Below are 19882 nucleotides of genomic sequence, written 5' to 3' on the forward strand. Positions count from 1 at the left end.
GTCCCGCACACGGCGTGCCACGGGAAGAGGCAGGATCTGTTCCTGACTCGATCACATCATGAGGCTCTGACATCGCCGTGCGGGATTCACAGGTGCGTCCCAGTGAACTGGGCGTGCAGGGAGCGCGCGGACGCGTCGGTGAGCGCGGCGAGCTGATCGACGATCACCCGCTTGCGTGCCCGGTCGTCGGGGGCCGCGTCGAACAGCGCACGGAACTGCGGGTCCAGGCCCTGCGGGGCGCGGGCGGTCAGGGCCGCGGCGAGTTCGGCGATCACGACGCGCTGGTCGGCGCGGAGCCGCTCCTGTTCGTCGCGCTGCATCACATAGCGGTCGGCGACGGCCTTCAGTACGGCGCACTCCAGGCGGGTCTCGTGCGGTACGACGAGCTCGGCGGCGTACCGCGTGAGGCGGCCGGTGCCGAAGGCGGCGCGGGTGGCGGCCTCGGCGGCCAGGCAGAATCGGCCGATCAGCTGACTGGTGGCGTCCTTCAGGCGTGCCTGGGCGACGGCGGACCCGTCGTAGCCGTGCGGCCACCACTCCTGTTCCAGGAGGCGGTCCAGGGCCTCTGCCAGTTCGGCGGGGTCGGTGTCGTCGGGTACGTACCGTCCGATGGCCACGGCGAAGACCTCGCGGCGCTCGGCGTCGGCGCGCAGGGCGCCTGGGTCGAGATGGCCCGCGTGCAGGCCGTCCTCGACGTCGTGTACGGAGTACGCGACGTCGTCGGACCAGTCCATCACCTGGGCCTCGAAGCAGGTGCGGCCGTCGGGGGCGCCTGCGCGGACCCAGCCGAAGACCGGCAGGTCGTCCTCGTACACGCCGAACTTGGCTGATTTTGGCTGGGTGGGGTGGTCGCCGCGCGGCCAGGGGTACTTGGTGGCGGCGTCCAGGGCCGCGCGGGTGAGGTTGAGGCCGACGCTGACGGGTTCGCCGGTGTCCGGGGAGCGGGCGAAGCGCTTGGGTTCGATCCGGGTGAGCAGCCGCAGCGACTGGGCGTTGCCCTCGAAGCCGCCGCAGTCCTCGGCGAACTCGTTGAGTGCCTGCTCGCCGTTGTGCCCGAAGGGTGGGTGGCCCATGTCATGCGACAGGCAGGCCGCCTCCACCAGGTCCGGGTCGCAGCCCAGCGCGGCGCCCAGCTCGCGGCCCACCTGGGCGCACTCCAGGGAGTGCGTCAGCCGGGTGCGGGGGCTGGCGTCCCAGGCGGGGAGTGGGGTCTCCCCCGCTCGGGCGAGGCCGGGAGCTTGGGAAGGGGTGCCGGGGGTGACGACCTGGGTCTTGCCCGCCAGGCGGCGGAGCGCGGCGGAGTGCAGCACCCGTGCGCGGTCGCGCTGGAAGGCGGTGCGGCCCGGGCGTTTGTCGGGCTCGGCGGCCCAGCGCTCGACGGCCGCGTCGTCGTAGGACAGGTCGGGCTTGTCGGTGGTGGTGTCGTGCGTACCTTCCATGCACTGACACTAGACGGCCGGGGCGGCCGGACGCGGACAGGTACTAGGGGTGGCGGTGGGCGCTGAGTGAGACTCGGCCGAGCTGGCTGCCGAGCTGGGCCGTGATCCGGGTCAGGAGCTGGGCCGTGGTGTCGAGGGTGCCGTCGGTGGCTTCGGTCGCGTGGGTCGCGTGGGTGGCGTCGATGGTGGGTGGCTCGCGGTGGTCGAGCCGGTCGCGGTGCGCGCGGTGAACGTTCGACTCCGTCATAGGGCAAGCCTGGCGTGCGGAGGTTGCCGCGTCGTTGCGCGGGGGTGACGGGTGCTGTGCGTGGGGCGTGGCGGCGGTCGTGGCGGATTTACCCGCCCGGGTTACCCGCCCGGGTGGTGGGCGAGCCAGTCGCCGCTGGGGATCGGGGTTCCGGTGGCCCGCAGGTGGCGGGCCACGCGGGCGGACGCGAGGTAGACCCAGGCCCGTACCGCCGTCCCGTCGGGCAGCCGGGTCACGTCTCTGGCCACCCGGTCATAGAGGCTGCGGGGGTCGCCGGGGACGTGGTGCTCCAAGCGGTCGAGGTCCTGGAGGAGGGCGGGGTACACGGCGGGCAGCGCGGTGAGCAGTTCGCCACGCACCACTCCGCCGCACCCGGGCTCCTCTACGGCGTACGGATAGCCGGGGCCCTCGAAGAGCACCGTGTCCGGCAGCTGTCCCGGCTCGGTAGCCGCTAGCCGCTCGTGCAGGAGGAGCGCGTGGTGGTTGCGGGCGCCGGTGCGCAAGGTGCCGTAGACGAAGAAGGGCAGCGGTGTCACCGGGCGGTCTCCTGGGCCACCCACTCCAGGTAGGCGGCGCTGCCGCGCAGGACAGGCGTGGCGATGATCTCCGGGGTCTCGTAGTCGTGGGCCGCGGTGATCCACTCCTCCAGCTCGGGGTACCGCTCCGCCGTCGTCTTGAGGAGCACCTGCCACTCCTGGTCGGTCTCGATGTCCCCGTTCCAGCGGTAGACGGAGGTGACCGGGCCGGAGATCTGGGCACAGGCGGCGAGCCGCGCGTCCACCGCCCCGCGGGCGAGCGCTTCCGCCTTGTCCGCGGCGTCCGTTGTCGTCAGCACCGTCAGTACGGTGAGCGCTGTCTGCACAGCCAGTCCTCCAGTCCTCTCAGCGGTCGTCCCGCGGCCGGGTGGCCGGGGTCCACCGCTTTGATTGTGGCGGTCGATCCCCGGCCATCGTGACCGTGCGGGCAGGACGCGGCGGGACAGCGGAACTCGGCAGGGCTCGGGCTACGCCCCGTACGGGTGGACCGCCTTCGCGTCGCGCAGGGCACGCGCCCACCAGTGGAGCTGGTCGAGCATCGTCTTGGCGGCCGCGTCGGCCTGGGCCGGGTCCCGGTGCCTGCCGCTGTCGTCGAAGTGCGCGCCCGCGTTGTGGAAGGAGACCGTGTCCCGGACCGTGACGGCGTGCAGTTCGGCGAAGACCTGTCGCAGCTGCTCCACCGCGCGCAGCCCCCCGGACATCCCGCCGTAGGAGACGAAGGCAACGGGTTTGGCCTGCCACTCGCCGTAGTGCCAGTCGACGAGGTTCTTCAGCGACGCCGGGAAGGAGTGGTTGAACTCGGGGGTGAGGACGACGAAGGCGTCGGCGGCGGCCAGCTTCGGGGTGATCGTGGCGAGCGCGGACTCCGCGTCGGGTGTCTGGCGGAAGGAGGTGGGCAGCTCGGCCTCGGCCACGTCGACGAGGTCCACCTCGAAGTCCGCGTGCGCGCGGACCCGGGAGAGGAACCAGTCGGCGATCACCGGCCCGAAGCGGCCTTCGCGGTTGGAGCCGATGATCACGGCCACCCGCAGCGGGGCGTCGGCGGTGGAGTCGGCGGCGAGGTCGGCAGTGGAGTCGGCGGGGGCAACGGTGGTGTGCTCAGCGGTTGTTGTCATGCCTTCAGGGTGAAACTTAAACTTTGGTTTAAGTCAAGCTAGAATGGCGCGCATGACGCACCTCACATCCGGGAGCCGGGAAATCACCGTCGGGGAGCTGGCCGAGCGCAGCGGCGTCGCGGCCTCAGCGCTGCGTTTCTACGAGCGCGAAGGCCTCATCACCAGCCGTCGCACCACGGGCAACCAGCGCCGCTACAGCCGGGAGACACTGCGCCGGGTCGCGTTCATCCGTACCTCGCAGCGGCTCGGCATTCCGCTGGCCACGATCCGCGAGGTACTGGGGCTGCTGCCGGACGACCGCACCCCGACCCGCGAGGACTGGGCGCGGATCTCCGCGTGCTGGCGCGCGGACCTCGACACCCGTATCCGCACCTTGCAGCGGCTGCGCGACAACCTCACCGACTGCATCGGCTGCGGCTGCCTCTCGCTGGACCGCTGCGCGCTGTCCAACCCGTACGACGAACTCGCGAGCCACGGGCCGGGCCCGCGCCGCCTGATCGAGGACTGAGCTCAGCCCCGTCGGCCACGCCCCGACGGTCACCCGTTCACAGCCGTAGCAGCCAGGCTTCGGGTTCTTTCCGTCGACACGCCGGTGACCTGCTGCGACGTTGCCACCGGTGCGTCAGGGACCGCCCGTTCGCCAGGTTTCTGACGCCTCATCGACAGGCGTGGCGCCGCCGGACGCAGTTACCTCGGTAGCAAGGGCGCGACCGACGCAGCGGCACATGGGGGTGCCGCGGGCCGTACCCGCGGAAGGAACACATGGGCACCGCCACCCGCCTGCTGACCGGTACCGCGCTCGCCGCCGCCGCGGCCTGCCTGTGCGCCACGCCCGCCCTGGCGGCGGACCCGGCCGCCTTGGAGATCGATCCGCCGCGTGCGACACCCGGCACCGAGGTGACGGCTAACACCACCGCCTGCGGCGCGGGCGGCACAGCAGCGGGGGACGCGAGCGCGGTCGGCGCGGGCGCGTTCAAGCTGGCGCCGAGCACGCACCAGGAGGACGCGGTCGGACAGTTCAAGATCCCGACCTCCGCGACGCCCGGCACGTACGCGATCCGCGCGAAGTGCGTCACGGGCAGGGAGGTGTCAGGCGACCTGGTCGTCACCCTCACCGCCCCGGCGCAGGTGACCCCGAAGGGGCATGTGAAGACGGGGGTCGGTGGCGCACTCGGCCCCGACCCGGTGAAGACCGCGGCGGGCGTGGCGGCGCTGGCCGTCGCCGCCGCGGGCGGTACCTGGCTCCTGCATCGCCGCGCGAGAGGCGACGGGATCTGACCGGACATCCTCCGCTGTCCGTCCACCGGTACCGCCAGCCCGCCCCCTTCGAGTCTGCGGCCGCACGCGGCTCGAAGGGGGACCGGGGCACGGGCGTCACACTCGAGGGGACCCCTCATGCACCCTGCGCACCGGACACCACACGACGAGCCGTACGAGCAGCCGTACGAGCCGCGCGAGCAGCCGCACGACGAGCCGCACGACCAGTTGTACGAGCAGCCGCCCGGAACGTCGTCACGTAGCGCCCGAAGGAAAGCCATCAGCGCGACCATAGGAGCAGTCAGCGTCGCCGCTCTGTGCTCGGGCGTCTGGCTGCTCCAGAACGGCGCCGACACCCGCCCGCCCCCGCAGCCCTCCGCCGCCCAGGCCGCCGACCGCCCCGCGAGCAGGGCCGCCGACCTGGTCGCCGCCCCCGCGCTGGCCGCGTCCCCGCCCACCCGGATACGCATCCCCGCCCTGCGGATCGACGCCCCGCTGATGGGCCTCGCCCTCAACGCCGAAGGCGGCCTGAACGCGCCGCCCGCTGACCGCCCCACGCTCGCCGGGTGGTACGAGGCGGGCACCGCGCCGGGCGAACGCGGCACCGCCATCGTCGCCGGGCACGTCGACAACGCGGACGGCCCCGCGGTCTTCTACTCGCTGGGCGCGGTGCAGAAGGGGCACACCATCGAGGTGGCCCGCGAGGACGGCAGGACCGCGGTGTTCACCGTGGACGCCGTCGAGGTGTACGACAGCCACGCCTTCCCGGACGAGAAGGTGTACGGCGCCACGGACCGCCCCGAACTGCGGGTCATCACCTGCGGTGGCGGCTACTCCAAGGAGACCGGCTACCTGGGCAACGTGGTCGTCTTCGCCCACCTCACGGGCACCCGCTGAACACGGCACCGGCACCCGCCGAGCACGTCACCGGGACCCACAGAGCGCGACACCGGCACCCGCCGAGCGCGACACCGGCACCCGCCGAGGACGCTCACCCCACCCACTGCTCGTACGCCAGCTTCGCCACCAGCGAGACGACGACCACCACCAGCACCCCGCGCACGAACCCACTCCCCCGCTTCAGCGCCATCCGCGCCCCGGTCATGCCACCCACCAGGTTGAACGCCGCCATCAGGGCCGCGAGTTGCCAGTACACCGTGCCCTGGTAGGCGAACATCGCGAGGGCGCCCAGATTGGTGCACACGTTGACGATCTTGGCGGTGGCCGAGGCGTGCACCAGGTCCATATGCAGGATGGCGGACAGCGCCAGCACCAGGAAGGTGCCGGTGCCGGGCCCGAAGAGCCCGTCGTAGAAGCCGATCCCCAGCCCCGCCAGCACGATCGCGGCGATCACCCGCTGCCGGGTGGGCGGCCCGGCGACGGCCGCGGAGCCAGCGGAGCCGAAGGACGGCTTCAGCATCACGAAGGCGAGCACCCCGAGCAGCACCACCATGATCATGGGACGCAGTACGCTCTGGCTGATTCCCCCGGCGAAGAACGCGCCGACCATCGACCCGCCAAGCGCCGCGAGCCCGATCCGCACCGCGGTCCCCACCTCCACGGGCGCCTTCCGGACGAAGGTCACCGCCGCGCCCGTGGTGCCGACGATCGCCACCGCCTTGTTCGTACCGAGGGCATACGCCGGTTGGGTGCCCGCTGGCAGCCCGAGCAGCAGCGCCGGAAGCAGCAGCAGTCCGCCACCGCCCACCACGGCATCGATCCATCCGGCCGCGAGAGCAGCGAGGCACAGGACCACGACCATGGTCAGCGATATGTCAGGCATGATCGCGACACTATGGAGGATTTAGGTGTGCCGTCCATGAATCGCTGGTGACTTGAGCGTCTTCAGAGGTTCGCAGCGGACCCCAGGGGGCCGGGAGAACGTTCTTGACCGATAATTCTTGACCGATCGTTCTCGATAGACCTAGAGTTGCCACCATGGCCAGGACCAAGGAGTTCGATCCGGACGCCGCGCTACAGTCAGCCCTCGAGCTGTTCTGGCGGCGCGGATACGAGGCGACGTCGATGGCGGATCTCGTGGCGCACCTCGGCATCGGTCGCGCCAGCCTGTACGCGACCTTCGGCAACAAACACGAGCTGTACCTGAAGGCCATGGACCGCTACACGGAGACCCGCGACCCGGTCCTGCTGGACGCACTCTCCCAGCCGGGACCGATCCTGCCCGCGGTCCGCACGCTGGTGCGCCAGTTCGCGTCCGAGGCCGCCACCGAAGACGTACGCCAGCACGGCTGCCTCATCACCAACACCGCGGCCGAGCTCGCCCCGCACGACCCCGCGGCGACCCGCCGCGTCGAGCTCAGCTGGGAGCACCTCGAGACCCCACTGCACTCCGCGCTCGTACGGGCTCAAGCTCAGGGCGAACTGCCCGCGGGCCGGGACCCGCTGAGCCTGGCCCGGATGCTGCTGGTGCTACTCCAGGGGATACGGGTGGTCGGCAAGGCGTCGGGGGACCCGGCTCGGGTGCGGGACGCCGCGGAGCAGGCTTTGGCGCTGCTGGACTGACAGACCACTGACTCGGAGGCGCGGCGACGTGAAGTCGCGCCACCGCGCCTTCTTACGCCCAAATAATGGAATGAACGGTCAAGAAAGAGGGGGATTGTGACCACCACCCAAGAGGCGCCGCCACCGCCCGATACCCGCACGCCTCGGCCGCCGTCCGGCCCGGCGTTCGCACTGCTGGCGAGCGTGCAGGTCACCCTGATCTACACGCTCGCCGCACTGGCCGTGCCACTGCCGCACATCGGGCGCGAATTCGGGCTCGACCGGGGCGACTTGATCCTGCTCAGCGCCGCCTACGGGCTGACCTTCGCCGGACTGCTGCTGCTCGGCGGGCGGATCGCCGACCGGTACGGCGGGCGGCGGGCGCTGGCCGTGGGGCTGTCGCTCTTCGGCGCCGCCTCGGCCGCCGCGCCACTGGCCCCGTCCTTCGACGCGCTGCTCGGCGCGCGCTTCGCTCAGGGGGTGGGCGCCGCCCTGGTCGCGCCTGGTGCGATGGCCGTTCTGCGTACCGTCTTCCCCGCGCCCGCCGCGTACGGAAAGGCCATGGCGACCTGGGGCGGACTGTCCGTACTCGGCGCCACGGCGGGCAATCTGGTCGCCGGGGTGATCTCGGCGCTGTGGTCATGGCGGCTTGCTTTCGTGGTGCCGATCGTGGTGGCGGCGCTGGCGCTGGCACTCGCGCCCCGGCTGCTGCCGACGACCGCGCCCGGCGGCGGGCGGAACCTGGACCTGCGCGGGGCCGCGCTCGCCACCGCGGGGATCATCGCGGCCAGTTACGGGCTGGTGGCGACCGACGCGTTCGGCTGGACCTCGCCCAGGGTGTGGGTTCCGCTGACGGTCGGGACCGTACTGATCGCCGCCTTCCTCGGCGTCGAACGGCGGGCGGGCGACCCCCTGTTGCCGCCCGGCTTCATCCGCGTGGGGCAGCGCCCGCTCGGCCTCGCCGCCACCGCCGTCACGGCGGCGGGCACCGCCAGCTCCTTCGTCCTGTTCTCGCTGCATCTACAGGACGGGCAGGACGGGCGCGGCTGGTCGGCGCTGGAGACGTCGGGCGCGTTCGTGCCGTACGCGCTCGCGCTGATCGCGTCGGGGCGGGCGGCGAGTCCGCTGATCGGGCGCTATGGCGCGGCGGCGGTGACCGGTGGCGGGCTCTTCACCGGGGCGACCGGGCTGGCCCTGCTCGCGGCGACCGGGTTCGCTCCCCAACACCCTTACCTGTACGGCCTGTTGCCCGGTCTGGTGCTGCTGGCCGTCGGGGGCGCGCTGGCCTTCGCGGGGTCCGCCGTGCTCGCCACCGCGGAGGTCGCGCCAGCGGACGCGGGGCTCGCGGGCGGTGTGTTCAACACCGCGATGGAGAGCGGCGCGACCGTGTTGTTCGCGGCGCTGATCGCACTGGGCGGCTCCGCGGCGAGCATCGCGGCGGCCGCGACGCTGTTCGCCGTGCTCGGCGCGCTGACGACGACCTCGCGCCTGGGCGCCCGGCGCTGACAACCCGCTCCCCCACCACACACGAACACCACGTCACCTCACTTCACCGCACTTCACTAACAAGGAGTTACTCATGACCCGCAACCGCTTCTCCGGCAAGACCGCCCTCGTCACCGGTGGCGGCACCGGCCTCGGCCGGGCCATCGCCCTCGCCTTCGCCGCCGAAGGCGCCAACGTCGTCGTCGCGGGCCGCACCGTGGCCCCGCTCGACGAGACCGCCGCCCTGATCGAGCGGGTGGGCGGCAAGGCGGCCGTCATCCCCGCCGACGTCACCCGCGCCAGCGACGTACGAACCCTCATCCAGGAGACCACCGCACGGTTCGGCTCCCTCGACGTGGCCGTCAACAACGCCGGAGTACTGCGTGGCGCGGTGCCGGTCGCCGAGGTCAGCGAGGAGGACTGGGACACGGTCCTGCGTACGAACGTGACGGGTGTCTGGCTGGCCATGAAGTACGAGATCGCCGAGATGAAGGCCAACGGCGGCGGCACCATCGTCAACATCTCCTCCAACCTGGGCGCCCACCAGCGCATCCCGAACGCCGCCGCGTACATCACCTCCAAGGCCGCCGTCTCGGCGCTGACCCGCGCCGCCGCCCTCGACCACATCGGGGACGGTGTGCGGATCAACGCGGTGAGCCCCGGAGCCGCCGACGGCCCGATGTCACTGCTGCCCGGCGAGACGAAGGACGAGCGCGCCGAGCGGATCAAGAGCCAGAACCCGCTGGGGCGGATCGCGGGGGCCGACGAGATCGCCGCGGCGGTGCTGTACCTGGCCTCCCCGGACGCCGCGTCCGCCGTCGGAACGGACCTGGTGATCGACGGGGGTAGCGCTGCCTGACGCCACGCCCGGCCAGTCGTACGCTGAGTTAATCAAAGCGCCACCCACGGAAGCCCAAAGTCCGAAGCCTGAAGCCTGAAGCCTCTCCAGAGGAGCTCCCCATGACGGGCTGGAACGCGAGCGACATCCCCGACCAGCGCGGCCGTACGGCGGTGGTCACCGGCGCCAACAGCGGCATCGGCTACGTCACCGCCCGCGAACTGGCCCGTCATGGCGCCCGGGTACTCCTGGCATGCCGCAGCGAGACCCGCGGCAAGGGAGCCCAACACCGCCTCCGCTCCGAAATCCCGGAGGCAGACGTAGAGTTCGTCCCCCTGGACCTCGGAGACCTCTCCTCCGTACGGAAGTTCGCGTCCGTGTACGGAGACGAGGGGCGGCTGGATTTGCTGATCAACAACGCGGGCGTCATGGCCCTGCCGTACGGCACGACGGCGGACGGCTTCGAGAGGCAGTTCGGCGTCAACCACCTGGGGCATTTCGCCCTCACCGGCCTGCTGCTCCCCCAGTTGATGGCCACGCCAGGCGCCCGCGTGATCAGCGTATCCAGCGCGATGCACACCCTGTCGAACATCGACATCCGCGACCTCAACAGCGAGCGCACATACGGCCGCTGGATCGCGTACGCCCGCTCCAAGACTGCCAACCTGCTGTTCATCCACGAGCTGGCGCGCGGCCTCAAGGCGGCGGGCTCGGACGTCGTCGCGGCCGCCGCGCACCCCGGCTACGCGAGCACCAACCTCCAGACGGCCGGGCCCCGGCTGGAGGGCCGCCGGTTGTGGGAGCGCGGCATGCGGCTCGCCAACCAGCTCATCGCCCAGTCCCCCGACGCGGGCGCCCTACCCACCCTGTACGCGGCCACCGCACCCCGCGTACGCCCGGACTCCTTCACCGGACCGAGGCTCCAGGGCTGGCGAGGCACGCCCGCAAAGTCCTGGCGGGCTCCCTGGACGCGGAACGACGTCGCGGGCGAACGCCTGTGGGCAGCCAGCGAGCGCCTGACGGGCGTCACCTACGATGCCCTCAGAAGCTGTCTCGGGTCCTGAAAATGCGGCCGGGATCGCGCCGTGAGGCGCCGCCGTTGCCTGCGGGGCAACCGCTCCGCCCCGGCCCACATTTCGCAGACGCTCGCGCAGGCTCGGACAGGCAACGGGAACCGGCCATACCGACCCGCATGGGAAGCTCGGCCCGGTCACCGCCGTCCCTGCAAAGCCCAAGGTCACCCACCCGTCCCGCTGGGGTCCGGGTAGCGAGAACACGCCATGCCGTTGCGGAACGCCGCCCTCCATGATCGTCCGAAGTGTTTGATGCTTGGTGGCCCGAGCGCCGGACTGACTAACCGGTGTGGAGCGTTGGCCATGAATCGAGGGGGGACCATGGGACGCATGAGAACCGCCGCAGCATCGATCGGTGTGGCATCAGTGATCATCGCAGGGGTACTGCCCGCGACCGCGTACGCGGCCGACGGCAACCCAACCCCGCAGGGCGAGGAAGGCATCTGCGGCGGCGGCTGGAAGAAGAACATCTACGGCTACAAGGCAAAGCACCACGGCAAGGGACCGATCTACAAGGACGGACCGGGCGGCACCATCGTGGTGACACGGGTCAAGGCGGGGTCGCGTGATTCGACGCTGAGCGGCACATCCAGCATCTCAGTGAGCTACCTGATAGCAGAAGCGAAGCAGGAAGTGGACTACGGGTCGACGAAGACGGCCAGCTGGGGGTCCGAGCACCAGTACCGCCGCAATATCAGCAAGGGCAAGTACGGCAACGTCCAGTACGGCTCCTGGGGTCACACAGCCCGGTGGGAGCGGTACTACGAACTGCCGAACTGTAAGAAGTCCCAGCGCAGCAGCGGTCCGGCGAAGGTGATGAACAACCACGTCGGGTTCAAGTACTGGCAGACGAGTCAGTGAGGCGTGCGGCGGCCGGGGCCCTGACAGCGGTGCTGCTGGCAGTTGCCGGATGCACAGCGGACGACACCCCCAGTCCGGAGCCTTCTCCTACGGCCAAGGCTCCGTCGCCTACGGCGACGCCCGAGAAGGTGACCCTGCCCGAGGTGCGCAAGGGCTACCGCACGGCAGCCCAGGCAGGGCCGCGCCTCGCAAACGGCGGGCTCGGCATCGTCGAGTTCGGCAAAGGGGTGACCTGGGTCGGCGTCTACTGCCGTTCCGAGGGGCGTTCCCCGGAAAAGCTCTCCGTCGTGATCGATACGATCGGCGAGTTCACGACCGTCTGCCCCACAGGTGAGGTGCAGCACGAGCTGCACCAGCTCAATCTGACGGAGCCCTTCGACGGGCAGGTGCGGATCGAGACCGCCGACGACGTCCGATGGGCGGCGAACGTTCAGGTATCCGCTCCCGCCGACAGCTGACACGCATGAGCGTCTTGAGCCGGGGTACTGCCCGCACGGCAGTACCCCGGCTCAAGACGCTGAACGGCCACGTCCGTGGACGTGGCCCCGGTCAGTGCTGCTCGCCGTTGGCCGGGGGCGGGATCTCCGCGTACGGGTTCCCGTCGGCCGGGACCGTCCGCCAGTACGTCTCGGCGGTCAGCTTGAACCCCCGGTGCCCGGGATGGCGCCCGGTGTGGGCCAGGGCCCAGTCCTGTTGCACCGTGGTCGAGTTGTCCGTGACCGGCGATTCCTGATGGCACGTCATGCACGCCAGTTGGAAGATCCCGGCCGGACTCCGGGGCGAGTGTCGGCCGATACCGTCCACACCGCGTACGCGAACCGTCTGCGCGGGCTCATCAGACCCTCCTGGTGGCGCAGCGCGAGCACCGGCACGGGGGCCAGGCCATCGACTCAACAAGGCGCTCGGGGTCCGGGCGCCCGGCGACCGTGCGGGGCCCGAACACGCTCACCTGCTGGCCATCGGCCGTGAGCCGGTAGGTGTGCAGCGTCATGCGCGAGGTGCCGCTAGGCGGGGTTCCGGCGTTCACCGCGCCCTCCGCTCTCCGGCGCCCGGCAGCAGGGCCGCTACGTCGGGCAGTACCGGGAAGTGCGGCGCGCAGTCGGGGCAGGCGTAGACGCTGAAGCCGGGCCCCGAATTCTGGTGCACGTCAGAGACGAGCACCGGCCGGTCCGTGAGTCCGTCGCATCGCGTGCACGCCCGTTGCCGCGCTCCCGGTGTCCTGCTGCTGGCCGCGTCCATCAGGCCACCCCCGCCGCGCCGACGAGATGCCGGTCAAGATCGACACCGAAGTCGGCCGCGAGCACCAGGGCCAGGCACCGCCGCCGCTGCCGGGCCCGTTCCTGCCGCCGCTCATGCTCAACCAGGTATGGGCGGACCAGCGCGGTTTCCTCGCCGTCGAGCGGCACGTTCCAGCCCGTACGGCGAGCGGGGAGCCGGAGGCCACACCCGCTCGCGCCGAGGCGCGACGGGAACGGGCACGGAGCACGAGGGAGCCCGGTCGGGCGCGGGAAGAACGGCGGACCCGGCACGGTGACGACCGCACCCCCGCAAGCCGAAGATCAAGATCGCCCACAGGATCAGGGCATGGATAATGCTCACTGTCGTCAACTCCACTTCAGTTGGTGGCCACGCCCCGGGGCCCTGCCAGGCCGCCGGGGCCTCCTGTTGCTGAACCGCGGTCGATCTCCGCCCACACCGACGCGGCGTCAACGGTCACGTCGTGGCCGTATCGATCGGCTTCCGCCAGAGCCGCCAGCAGTGGCATGCGGGCTACATCCGGCAGAGGGTCCGGTAGGCCGACCTCCACCCGAACGTGCGGTGGGTGGTCGTAGGTGCGTGGCTCACGCCCGGTAAGTGCCTCCAGGTGGGCAGCGAGCGCCTCAACCCGTGACCTGAAAGTGCACACAGGCATCCCCCGTGAACGCGTGACCACGTACCGTATTTCTACTTAAGTAGCTTTCACCTGATGCAGTAGCTTGTCAATGTCGACTGCACGCGCACCGCCCGCCCCCAGCAGGGGCACTGGGAGAGCTACCAATGGCCCGTGAGGCTCCGTACCTGGAGGTAGCTGACGCCCTGCGCGCGCGAGTTCTCGCAGGTGAATGGGCCGTCGGGGAACGGCTGCCCTCCCGTGCTCAGCTGGCAGCCGAGTACGGCGTCGGCCGGAACGTCACGCAGCGGGCCGTGGATCGCTTGATCGTTGAAGGGCTTCTCGAAGGCCGGGCAGGCTCTGGCACGTACGTACGGAGGCCGCGCGAGCGAATGCGGATGGTCCGTTCCCGCCACCGCGAGCGCCGAGGCGGCTCCCCCTTCCGTGCGGACATGAAGGAGCACGGGAAGGCTGGCACTTGGGAGGCTCACAGCACTGCCCGCACCCCGGCATCTGAGCGGATCGCGGAGCGTCTGGCCATCGAGCCCGAGGATCTTTGCGTCGTTACGCGCTATGAGTTCATGGCCGACCATCAGCCGGTGCAGCTTTCCGAGTCCTGGGAGCCCATGGCCATCACGGACGGCACCCCGATCGTGCTGCCCGAGATGGGGCCGTTGGCAGGCAGGGGCGTGGTGGAGCGGATGCGCTCCATCGGCGTCATCATCGAGACCGCCGTCGAACTGCCTCGCCCGGACCGCGCCACCCAGGAGCAGGCGAACCTCCTTGGCATCCACCCCGGGGACTTGCTGCTCGTGATCGAACGGACCTACTACGACACCGACGGCCGCCCCGTCGAGACAGCCGATATCGTCGTGCCAGACATCCGGTGGGAAGTGGCGTACGAGTTCGGCATCGACCGCCTGTAACGGGGGCGCCCTATCCCATGGCCGCTACGGATGCCGGGTACCTTGTCCCGTGCGTGAGCATCGTCGTAGTGAGCTAGGGCGGGGACCGCGCGGAGTAGGCGGCGGAGTTCCGTCCCAGCAGCGGCCGGTCATAATCCGTAGTTCATCCTCGTCGCCCCAGGCGGCGCAGTCGGGTTGCGGCTCGTCGCTTGGTTCGGCGAGCGCGGCTCCTCGAGAGGGCCAATGCGTGACGCGTTACGCCGTCGAGTCAGGAGCCGTGGTCCTGGCCACCCACCGGAGGTACGCCTCTGACCCCGCCACGATCGGCACCGCCGAGACCTCCGGGTTCGTCCACGGACGGTGCTTCAGCAAGTGCGACTCCACATCCCCGTACCGGTCGGCGCTGGTCTTCAACAGGAGCTGCCACTCCTCGCCAGTACCGAACTCACCCTTGTGCCAGAAGGCGGAGATGACGGGGCCGATGATCTGCGCCCCGGCCACAAGTCGGCTCATCACCACCGACCGAGCCAGCTCCACCGCCTGCCCTTGGCTCTCCGTCGCGGTGGACACCTGAAGGTAGTCAGCCATGCCCGCGACCCTATCGGCAGGCAGAGCATGAGCACCGGAATGCCAACCGGCACCCAGGGCACATGACAGCCACGGAACATGACAGAGGGGGCACCCCCGCACAGGGTGCCCCCTCTCTGTGGACCGGGGCCGTCACCGATCGGTGAGGGTCGGGGACCAGTGACGGCCCCGGAGTTCAGTGGGGCAGACGGGTCTGACCCGTCCGCCCGGTCTGACCGGTCAGCGGCTGTCGCTGCCCTTCGCCTCGGCGGCCGCGCGGCCCGCCTCCAGGCGCGCCACCGGGATGCGGAACGGCGAGCAGGAGACGTAGTCGAGGCCGACCTCGTGGAAGAAGTGCACCGACTCCGGGTCGCCGCCGTGCTCTCCGCAGACGCCCAGCTTCAGGTCGGGGCGGGTCGCCCGGCCGTCGCGTACGGCGTTGCGGACCAGGGAGCCGACGCCGTCCTTGTCGATGGTCTCGAACGGCGAGACCCCGAAGATGCCCTTCTCCAGGTACGCGGTGAAGAACGAGGCCTCCACGTCGTCGCGGCTGAAGCCCCACACCGTCTGGGTCAGGTCGTTGGTGCCGAAGGAGAAGAACTCCGCGGCCTCGGCGATCTGCCCGGCGGTGAGCGCGGCGCGCGGCAGCTCGATCATCGTGCCGAGTGCCAGCTTGAGGTCGATGCCCGTGGCCTGCTGGACCTCGGCGATGACCTGCTCGGCCTCGTCCCGGACGATCTCCAGCTCCTGGACCGTGCCGACCAGCGGGATCATGATCTCGGCGCGCGGGTCGCCCTTGGCGTTCGCCCGCTCGGCGGCGGCCTCGGCGATCGCCCGTACCTGCATGGTGAACAGGCCGGGGATGACCAGGCCGAGCCGGACACCGCGCAGGCCCAGCATCGGGTTCTGCTCGTGCAGGCGGTGTACGGCCTGGAGGAGGCGCAGGTCGTTCTCGTTGGGGTCCCGGCGGGACTCGGCGAGCGCGACCCGTACCGACAGCTCGGTGATGTCGGGCAGGAACTCGTGCAGCGGCGGGTCGAGGAGACGTACCGTCACCGGCAGGCCGTCCATCGCCTCGAAGAGTTCGACGAAGTCTTTCTTCTGGAGCGGGAGCAGGGCCTTGAGAGCCTCTTCGCGCTCGTCGTCGGTGTCGGCGAGGATCAGCTTCTCGACCATCTCGCGGCGCTCGCCGAGGAACATGTGCTCGGTGCGGCACAGGCCGATGCCCTGCGCCCCGAACCGCCGGGCGCGCAGCGCGTCCTCGGCGTTGTCCGCGTTGGCCCGTACGCGCAGGCGGCGCACCCGGTCCGCGTACGCCATGATCCGGTGCACGGCCTGGACCAGCTCGTCGGCGTCGTCGGCGCCCGCGTGCATCCGGCCCTCGAAGTACTCGACGACCGGCGACGGTACGACCGGTACCTCACCGGCGTAGACCTTGCCGGTGGAGCCGTCGATCGAGACGACGTCGCCTTCCTCGATGACCACACCGTCGTGGGTGGTCAGCCGACGGCGCTTGGTGTCGACCTCCAGGTCCTCGGCGCCGCAGACACAGGTCTTGCCCATGCCGCGCGCCACCACCGCGGCGTGCGAGGTCTTGCCGCCGCGCGAGGTGAGGATGCCCTCGGCGGCGATCATGCCGTCCAGGTCGTCCGGGTTGGTCTCGCGGCGGATCAGGATGACCTTCTCGCCCGAGCGCGACCACTTGATGGCGGTGTACGAGTCGAAGACCGCCTTACCAACGGCGGCGCCCGGCGAGGCGGCGATGCCGCGGCCGATCTTCTCCACCTTGGCGCCGTCGTCGAAGCGCGGGAACATCAGCTGCGCGAGCTGCGCGCCGTTCACCCGCTGGAGCGCCTCGGCCTCGTCGATCAGGCCCTGGTCGACCAGCTGGGTGGCGATACGGAAGGCGGCGGCGGCCGTGCGCTTGCCGACGCGGGTCTGGAGCATCCACAGCTGACCGCGCTCGATGGTGAACTCGATGTCGCACAGGTCCTTGTAGTGCGTCTCGAGCGTCTCCATGATCTGCATCAGCTCGGTGTACGACTTCTTGTCGATGCCCTCGAGGTCGGCGAGCGGCACCGTGTTGCGGATACCGGCGACGACGTCCTCGCCCTGGGCGTTCTGCAGGTAATCGCCGTACACGCCCTGCTGGCCGCTGGCCGGGTCGCGGGTGAAGGCGACACCGGTGCCGGAGTCGGGGCCGAGGTTGCCGAAGACCATGGAGCAGATGTTGACGGCCGTGCCCAGGTCGCCAGGGATGCGCTCTTGGCGGCGGTAGAGCTTGGCGCGGTCGGTGTTCCAGGAGTCGAAGACCGAGCGGATCGCCAGGTCCAGCTGCTCGCGCGAGTCCTGCGGGAAGTCCCGGCCCGCCTCGGCCTTGACGATCTTCTTGAACTGCTTGACCAGCTTCTTGAGGTCGGCGGCCTCCAGGTCGATGTCGCTGGTGACTTTCTTGGCGTGCTTGGCCGCCTCCAGCGCGTCCTCGAAGAGGTCGCCGTCCACGTCGAGCACCGTCTTGCCGAACATCTGGATGAGGCGGCGGTACGAGTCCCAGGCGAAGCGCTCGTCGCCGGACTGCTTGGTCAACCCGACCACCGACGCGTCGGACAGGCCGATGTTGAGGACGGTGTCCATCATGCCCGGCATCGAGAACTTCGCACCGGAGCGTACGGATACCAGGAGCGGGTCGTCGGCCTGGCCGAGCTTCTTGCCCATCTTCTGCTCAAGCGCGTCCAGATGAGCACTCACCTCGTCCCGGAGGGCCGCGGGCTCGTCGCCGCTGGCGAGGTACTCCTTGCAGGCCTCGGTGGTGATGGTGAAGCCGGGAGGCACCGGGAGACCCAGGTTGGTCATCTCGGCGAGGTTCGCGCCCTTACCACCGAGGAGGTCCTTGAGGTCGCGGTTGCCCTCGGTGAAGTCGTAGACGAACTTCACTGCGTGGCGATCTTTGTTTTCCGACACGGGTCTCGGCTCCTCGAGGACTCGGTGGCTGCCCTGACGGCGAGGAATCTACCCAGATCAAAGGCGTCTGGGTACGGCCACTTGTGGGTCATGCGGCCGTAACCACCCGTCCGCCAGCAGATCGAAAGTGACTCAGCGGTAGGGAGGCTTAGGTGCACGCCTTCACTACCTGAAGGGTCAACCCTCGTAGACCTGGGGTTTCGCTCACATGAGCAGCTTCAACTCATATGTGATTTCACTTCTTGAACACAAAAGGGGTGGCACCCGGTGCCACCCCTTGAGGAAGTACAGCCGCCTCAATACCGCTCATCTGAGCATGACCCCTATCAGGGGTGGCGAGAATCACGCTACGCGAGGCGGCTGGATTTCACGATCCGGACCGCGGCCCTCAGCATCCCGAGATCCACCTCCTCCAAGCTGGCCGCGAAGACCCGCGCGGGTGACGGCGGCACCGGCAGAGCTGAGGGCACCACCAGCACCCCACACCCCGCCGCCTCCGCCGACGCCGTCCCGTCCGGCGAGTCCTCGACCGCCACACAGGCGGCGGGCGCGGCCCCGAAGCGGTCAGCCGCCGCCTGGTAGGGGTCCGGATGCGGCTTGGTCCGTACGGTGTCGTCGGCGGACAGCGTGAAGGCGAACGGCACGTCGGCCAGCGCTCCCCCGACCACCGAGTCGACCACCACCCGAGGCGAGGCGCTCACCAACGCGAAGGGCACCCGGTGTCGCTCCAGCGAGGCCAGCAGCCGCCGGGCGCCGGGGCGGAGCGGGGCGCCCTGCTCGACGCGGCGGAAGAAGGCGCTGGTCAGCGCGGCGGCGACCGGATGGGCGACCGGATGGGCGACCGGATGGGCGGCGGAATCGGCGACCGGCTGGGTGACGGGGGCGCGCGCTCCCGCGACCCGTATCAGATGAGCGGCCGTGTCCTCGACCGCCCGCCCGACCACCTCGGGCCCGTCCGCGTCACCCAGCACATGCCCGAGCCCCGCCGCGACCTCCGCCGTCGCCTCCCACCACAGGCCCTCGGTGTCCACCAGCGTGCCGTCCATGTCGAACAGCACGGCGGCGGGCAGCGCGGCCGTGGCCGACCCCTCGACGGCCCGCACGGGGGCGCTCACGACGCCGCCGCGACGACGAGCACCGGCTGCTCGGCGAGGCCCACGGTGGCGCGGACGCCGGGAGCCAGCGCGCCCGCGTCCCGCGAGGCCAGGTCGGCCTTGACGGACACTCCACCGGGCAGGTCGAGCAGGACACGGGTGACGGAGCCGAAGAAGGACGCCGCGACCACGGTGGCGTCGCCGTCGGGCTCCACGGTCGCGGTGACGTTCTCGGGGCGTACGAGGACCTCGACGTCACGGGCGCCCTCGGGAGCGGCGCCGTCCACCGGTTGCTCGGTGCCCACAACCGCGACCCGGCCGGAGTCCGTCATCCGTCCCGGCAGCCGGTTCATGGTGCCGACGAACTCGGCGACGAAGGCCGTGGCGGGCCGCTCGTACAGCTCGGAGGGGGCCGCGCACTGCTCCAGCCTCCCGGCGTTGAGTACGGCCACCCGGTCCGCCATCGACAGGGCCTCCTCCTGGTCGTGCGTGACGAAGATCGTCGTGATGCCGAGCGAGAGCTGGAGCCGCCTGATCTCCTCGCGCAGGGTGAGCCGGACCTTGGCGTCCAGCGCGGACAGCGGCTCGTCCAGGAGCAGGACGCGCGGCTCGAGGGCGAGCGCGCGGGCCAGCGCGACGCGCTGCTGCTGGCCGCCGGACATCTGGTGCGGGTAGCGGTCGCCGTGCTCGGGCAGGCCGACCAGCTCCAGGAGTTCGGCGGCGCGGGCGGCGCGCTGGGCGGCGGGGACCTTGCGGACCCGCATCCCGAAAGCCACGTTGTCGCGGGCGCTGAGGTTGGGGAAGAGGCTGTACGACTGGAAGACCATGCCCGCGTCACGCCGGTTGGCGGGCACCCGGGTGATGTCCTCGCCGTCGACCAGCACTTCGCCCGCGTCCGGGGTCTCGAAGCCCGCGATGACGCGCAGGGCGGTGGTCTTGCCGCAGCCGGACGGGCCCAGCAGGGCGAGCAGTTCGCCGGGCTCCACGGTGAGGTCGAGGCCGTCGAGGGCGACGACACCGGAGCCGAACTCCCGGCGCAGGCCGCGGAACTCGACGCGGGCGCCGCCGCCACGGGTCGCGGCGGGCTCGGTACGCCCGGCCACCGCTGCCGCTGTTGTTGATACGGACATAC

Annotated in this window: 23 protein-coding genes; 10 read left to right on the plus strand and 13 right to left on the minus strand. The window is 70.7% G+C overall.

Annotation, left to right across the window (positions count from 1 at the left end):
* Positions 1–86: 86 nt before the first annotated feature.
* The 5 genes from GCN81_RS06870 to GCN81_RS06890 all read right to left on the minus strand — a co-directional run bounded on the left by GCN81_RS06870 (position 87) and on the right by GCN81_RS06890 (position 3337).
* Entirely contained in the window at positions 87–1439 is a 1353-nt protein-coding gene (locus GCN81_RS06870) for a deoxyguanosinetriphosphate triphosphohydrolase (protein ID WP_156722713.1), read from the minus strand.
* A gap of 43 nt (positions 1440–1482) precedes the next feature.
* Positions 1483–1686: a hypothetical protein gene (locus GCN81_RS06875; protein ID WP_156722715.1), complete on the minus strand. Its 204-nt coding sequence runs from the start codon at positions 1684–1686 to the stop codon at positions 1483–1485.
* 101 nt (positions 1687–1787) lie between these two features.
* Positions 1788–2222, minus strand: coding sequence for a gamma-glutamylcyclotransferase family protein (locus tag GCN81_RS06880; RefSeq protein ID WP_156722717.1), 435 nt, complete (start codon positions 2220–2222; stop codon positions 1788–1790).
* Positions 2219–2548, minus strand: coding sequence for a divalent-cation tolerance protein CutA (gene cutA, locus GCN81_RS06885; RefSeq protein ID WP_156722719.1), 330 nt, complete (start codon positions 2546–2548; stop codon positions 2219–2221). Before cutA (GCN81_RS06885) ends, GCN81_RS06880 begins: the two co-directional genes overlap by 4 nt.
* Positions 2549–2689: 141 nt before the next feature.
* Positions 2690–3337, minus strand: coding sequence for an NADPH-dependent FMN reductase (locus GCN81_RS06890; protein ID WP_156722721.1), 648 nt, complete (start codon positions 3335–3337; stop codon positions 2690–2692).
* Between the two features lie 52 nt (positions 3338–3389).
* On the opposite strand from GCN81_RS06890, the gene soxR reads away from it, so the two are divergent.
* The 3 genes from soxR to GCN81_RS06905 all read left to right on the plus strand — a co-directional run bounded on the left by soxR (position 3390) and on the right by GCN81_RS06905 (position 5491).
* A complete protein-coding gene (gene soxR, locus GCN81_RS06895; RefSeq protein WP_156722723.1) occupies positions 3390–3845 on the plus strand; it encodes a redox-sensitive transcriptional activator SoxR in 456 nt (151 codons plus the stop codon).
* A gap of 254 nt (positions 3846–4099) precedes the next feature.
* Positions 4100–4615 (plus strand): hypothetical protein, encoded by a 516-nt coding sequence (locus tag GCN81_RS06900; RefSeq protein WP_156722725.1) that lies wholly within the window; start codon positions 4100–4102, stop codon positions 4613–4615.
* A gap of 117 nt (positions 4616–4732) precedes the next feature.
* Positions 4733–5491 (plus strand): class F sortase, encoded by a 759-nt coding sequence (locus tag GCN81_RS06905; protein WP_156722727.1) that lies wholly within the window; start codon positions 4733–4735, stop codon positions 5489–5491.
* A gap of 94 nt (positions 5492–5585) precedes the next feature.
* Here GCN81_RS06905 and GCN81_RS06910 read toward each other — a convergent pair whose 3' ends face one another.
* Positions 5586–6377, minus strand: coding sequence for a sulfite exporter TauE/SafE family protein (locus GCN81_RS06910; protein ID WP_156722730.1), 792 nt, complete (start codon positions 6375–6377; stop codon positions 5586–5588).
* A 155-nt stretch (positions 6378–6532) separates the two neighbouring features.
* Between GCN81_RS06910 and GCN81_RS06915 the strand changes: the two genes are divergently transcribed.
* From GCN81_RS06915 to GCN81_RS06940, 6 genes are all read left to right on the plus strand, one after another.
* On the plus strand, positions 6533–7117 hold the full coding sequence (locus GCN81_RS06915; RefSeq protein WP_156722732.1) for a TetR/AcrR family transcriptional regulator: 585 nt from the start codon (positions 6533–6535) through the stop codon (positions 7115–7117).
* A gap of 96 nt (positions 7118–7213) precedes the next feature.
* Entirely contained in the window at positions 7214–8602 is a 1389-nt protein-coding gene (locus tag GCN81_RS06920; protein ID WP_231626420.1) for an MFS transporter, read from the plus strand.
* Between the two features lie 73 nt (positions 8603–8675).
* Positions 8676–9440, plus strand: a complete 765-nt coding sequence (locus tag GCN81_RS06925) for an SDR family NAD(P)-dependent oxidoreductase (RefSeq protein ID WP_156722733.1) — start codon at positions 8676–8678, stop codon at positions 9438–9440.
* Positions 9441–9541: 101 nt separating this feature from the next.
* Positions 9542–10483, plus strand: a complete 942-nt coding sequence (locus GCN81_RS06930; RefSeq protein ID WP_156722735.1) for an oxidoreductase — start codon at positions 9542–9544, stop codon at positions 10481–10483.
* Between the two features lie 366 nt (positions 10484–10849).
* Positions 10850–11353, plus strand: coding sequence for a hypothetical protein (locus GCN81_RS06935; protein ID WP_231626421.1), 504 nt, complete (start codon positions 10850–10852; stop codon positions 11351–11353).
* Positions 11354–11481: 128 nt separating this feature from the next.
* The gene (locus GCN81_RS06940; RefSeq protein WP_156722739.1) at positions 11482–11811 is read left to right on the plus strand and encodes a hypothetical protein; all 330 of its coding nucleotides are present in this window, start codon (positions 11482–11484) and stop codon (positions 11809–11811) included.
* 91 nt (positions 11812–11902) lie between these two features.
* Here GCN81_RS06940 and GCN81_RS06945 read toward each other — a convergent pair whose 3' ends face one another.
* The 3 genes from GCN81_RS06945 to GCN81_RS32850 all read right to left on the minus strand — a co-directional run bounded on the left by GCN81_RS06945 (position 11903) and on the right by GCN81_RS32850 (position 12759).
* Positions 11903–12157 (minus strand): DUF7848 domain-containing protein, encoded by a 255-nt coding sequence (locus tag GCN81_RS06945; RefSeq protein WP_456115045.1) that lies wholly within the window; start codon positions 12155–12157, stop codon positions 11903–11905.
* A 219-nt stretch (positions 12158–12376) separates the two neighbouring features.
* Complete coding sequence (locus GCN81_RS32235) at positions 12377–12514, minus strand: hypothetical protein (protein WP_231626423.1); 138 nt, start codon at positions 12512–12514, stop codon at positions 12377–12379.
* A gap of 77 nt (positions 12515–12591) precedes the next feature.
* Positions 12592–12759 (minus strand): hypothetical protein, encoded by a 168-nt coding sequence (locus GCN81_RS32850; RefSeq protein WP_156722745.1) that lies wholly within the window; start codon positions 12757–12759, stop codon positions 12592–12594.
* A gap of 631 nt (positions 12760–13390) precedes the next feature.
* Between GCN81_RS32850 and GCN81_RS06960 the strand changes: the two genes are divergently transcribed.
* The gene (locus tag GCN81_RS06960) at positions 13391–14149 is read left to right on the plus strand and encodes a GntR family transcriptional regulator (protein ID WP_156722747.1); all 759 of its coding nucleotides are present in this window, start codon (positions 13391–13393) and stop codon (positions 14147–14149) included.
* A 234-nt stretch (positions 14150–14383) separates the two neighbouring features.
* On the opposite strand, the gene cutA (GCN81_RS06965) is transcribed toward GCN81_RS06960, so the two are convergent.
* From cutA (GCN81_RS06965) to GCN81_RS06980, 4 genes are all read right to left on the minus strand, one after another.
* Entirely contained in the window at positions 14384–14716 is a 333-nt protein-coding gene (gene cutA / locus GCN81_RS06965; protein WP_156722749.1) for a divalent-cation tolerance protein CutA, read from the minus strand.
* Between the two features lie 219 nt (positions 14717–14935).
* Positions 14936–17656, minus strand: a complete 2721-nt coding sequence (ppdK, locus tag GCN81_RS06970) for a pyruvate, phosphate dikinase (protein WP_156722751.1) — start codon at positions 17654–17656, stop codon at positions 14936–14938.
* Between the two features lie 347 nt (positions 17657–18003).
* A complete protein-coding gene (locus GCN81_RS06975) occupies positions 18004–18702 on the minus strand; it encodes an HAD family hydrolase (protein WP_156722892.1) in 699 nt (232 codons plus the stop codon).
* A gap of 65 nt (positions 18703–18767) precedes the next feature.
* On the minus strand, positions 18768–19880 hold the full coding sequence (locus GCN81_RS06980) for an ABC transporter ATP-binding protein (protein ID WP_156722754.1): 1113 nt from the start codon (positions 19878–19880) through the stop codon (positions 18768–18770).
* Positions 19881–19882 lie beyond the last annotated feature (2 nt).

The organism is Streptomyces apocyni (assembly GCF_009739465.1).
In the GTDB taxonomy this organism is placed as follows: domain Bacteria; phylum Actinomycetota; class Actinomycetes; order Streptomycetales; family Streptomycetaceae; genus Streptomyces; species Streptomyces apocyni.

Coding starts and splice junctions, on each gene's coding strand:
- GCN81_RS06910 (WP_156722730.1), bottom strand. CDS start 6,377: ATGCCTGACATATCGCTGACCATGGTCGTGGTCCTGTGCCTCGCTGCT.
- GCN81_RS06870 (WP_156722713.1), bottom strand. CDS start 1,439: ATGGAAGGTACGCACGACACCACCACCGACAAGCCCGACCTGTCCTAC.
- GCN81_RS06960 (WP_156722747.1), top strand. CDS start 13,391: ATGGCCCGTGAGGCTCCGTACCTGGAGGTAGCTGACGCCCTGCGCGCG.
- GCN81_RS06875 (WP_156722715.1), bottom strand. CDS start 1,686: ATGACGGAGTCGAACGTTCACCGCGCGCACCGCGACCGGCTCGACCAC.
- GCN81_RS06900 (WP_156722725.1), top strand. CDS start 4,100: ATGGGCACCGCCACCCGCCTGCTGACCGGTACCGCGCTCGCCGCCGCC.
- cutA (WP_156722749.1), bottom strand. CDS start 14,716: ATGGCTGACTACCTTCAGGTGTCCACCGCGACGGAGAGCCAAGGGCAG.
- GCN81_RS06980 (WP_156722754.1), bottom strand. CDS start 19,880: ATGTCCGTATCAACAACAGCGGCAGCGGTGGCCGGGCGTACCGAGCCC.
- GCN81_RS06890 (WP_156722721.1), bottom strand. CDS start 3,337: ATGACAACAACCGCTGAGCACACCACCGTTGCCCCCGCCGACTCCACT.
- GCN81_RS06975 (WP_156722892.1), bottom strand. CDS start 18,702: ATGGACGGCACGCTGGTGGACACCGAGGGCCTGTGGTGGGAGGCGACG.
- soxR (WP_156722723.1), top strand. CDS start 3,390: ATGACGCACCTCACATCCGGGAGCCGGGAAATCACCGTCGGGGAGCTG.
- GCN81_RS06925 (WP_156722733.1), top strand. CDS start 8,676: ATGACCCGCAACCGCTTCTCCGGCAAGACCGCCCTCGTCACCGGTGGC.
- GCN81_RS06905 (WP_156722727.1), top strand. CDS start 4,733: ATGCACCCTGCGCACCGGACACCACACGACGAGCCGTACGAGCAGCCG.
- GCN81_RS06930 (WP_156722735.1), top strand. CDS start 9,542: ATGACGGGCTGGAACGCGAGCGACATCCCCGACCAGCGCGGCCGTACG.
- GCN81_RS06915 (WP_156722732.1), top strand. CDS start 6,533: ATGGCCAGGACCAAGGAGTTCGATCCGGACGCCGCGCTACAGTCAGCC.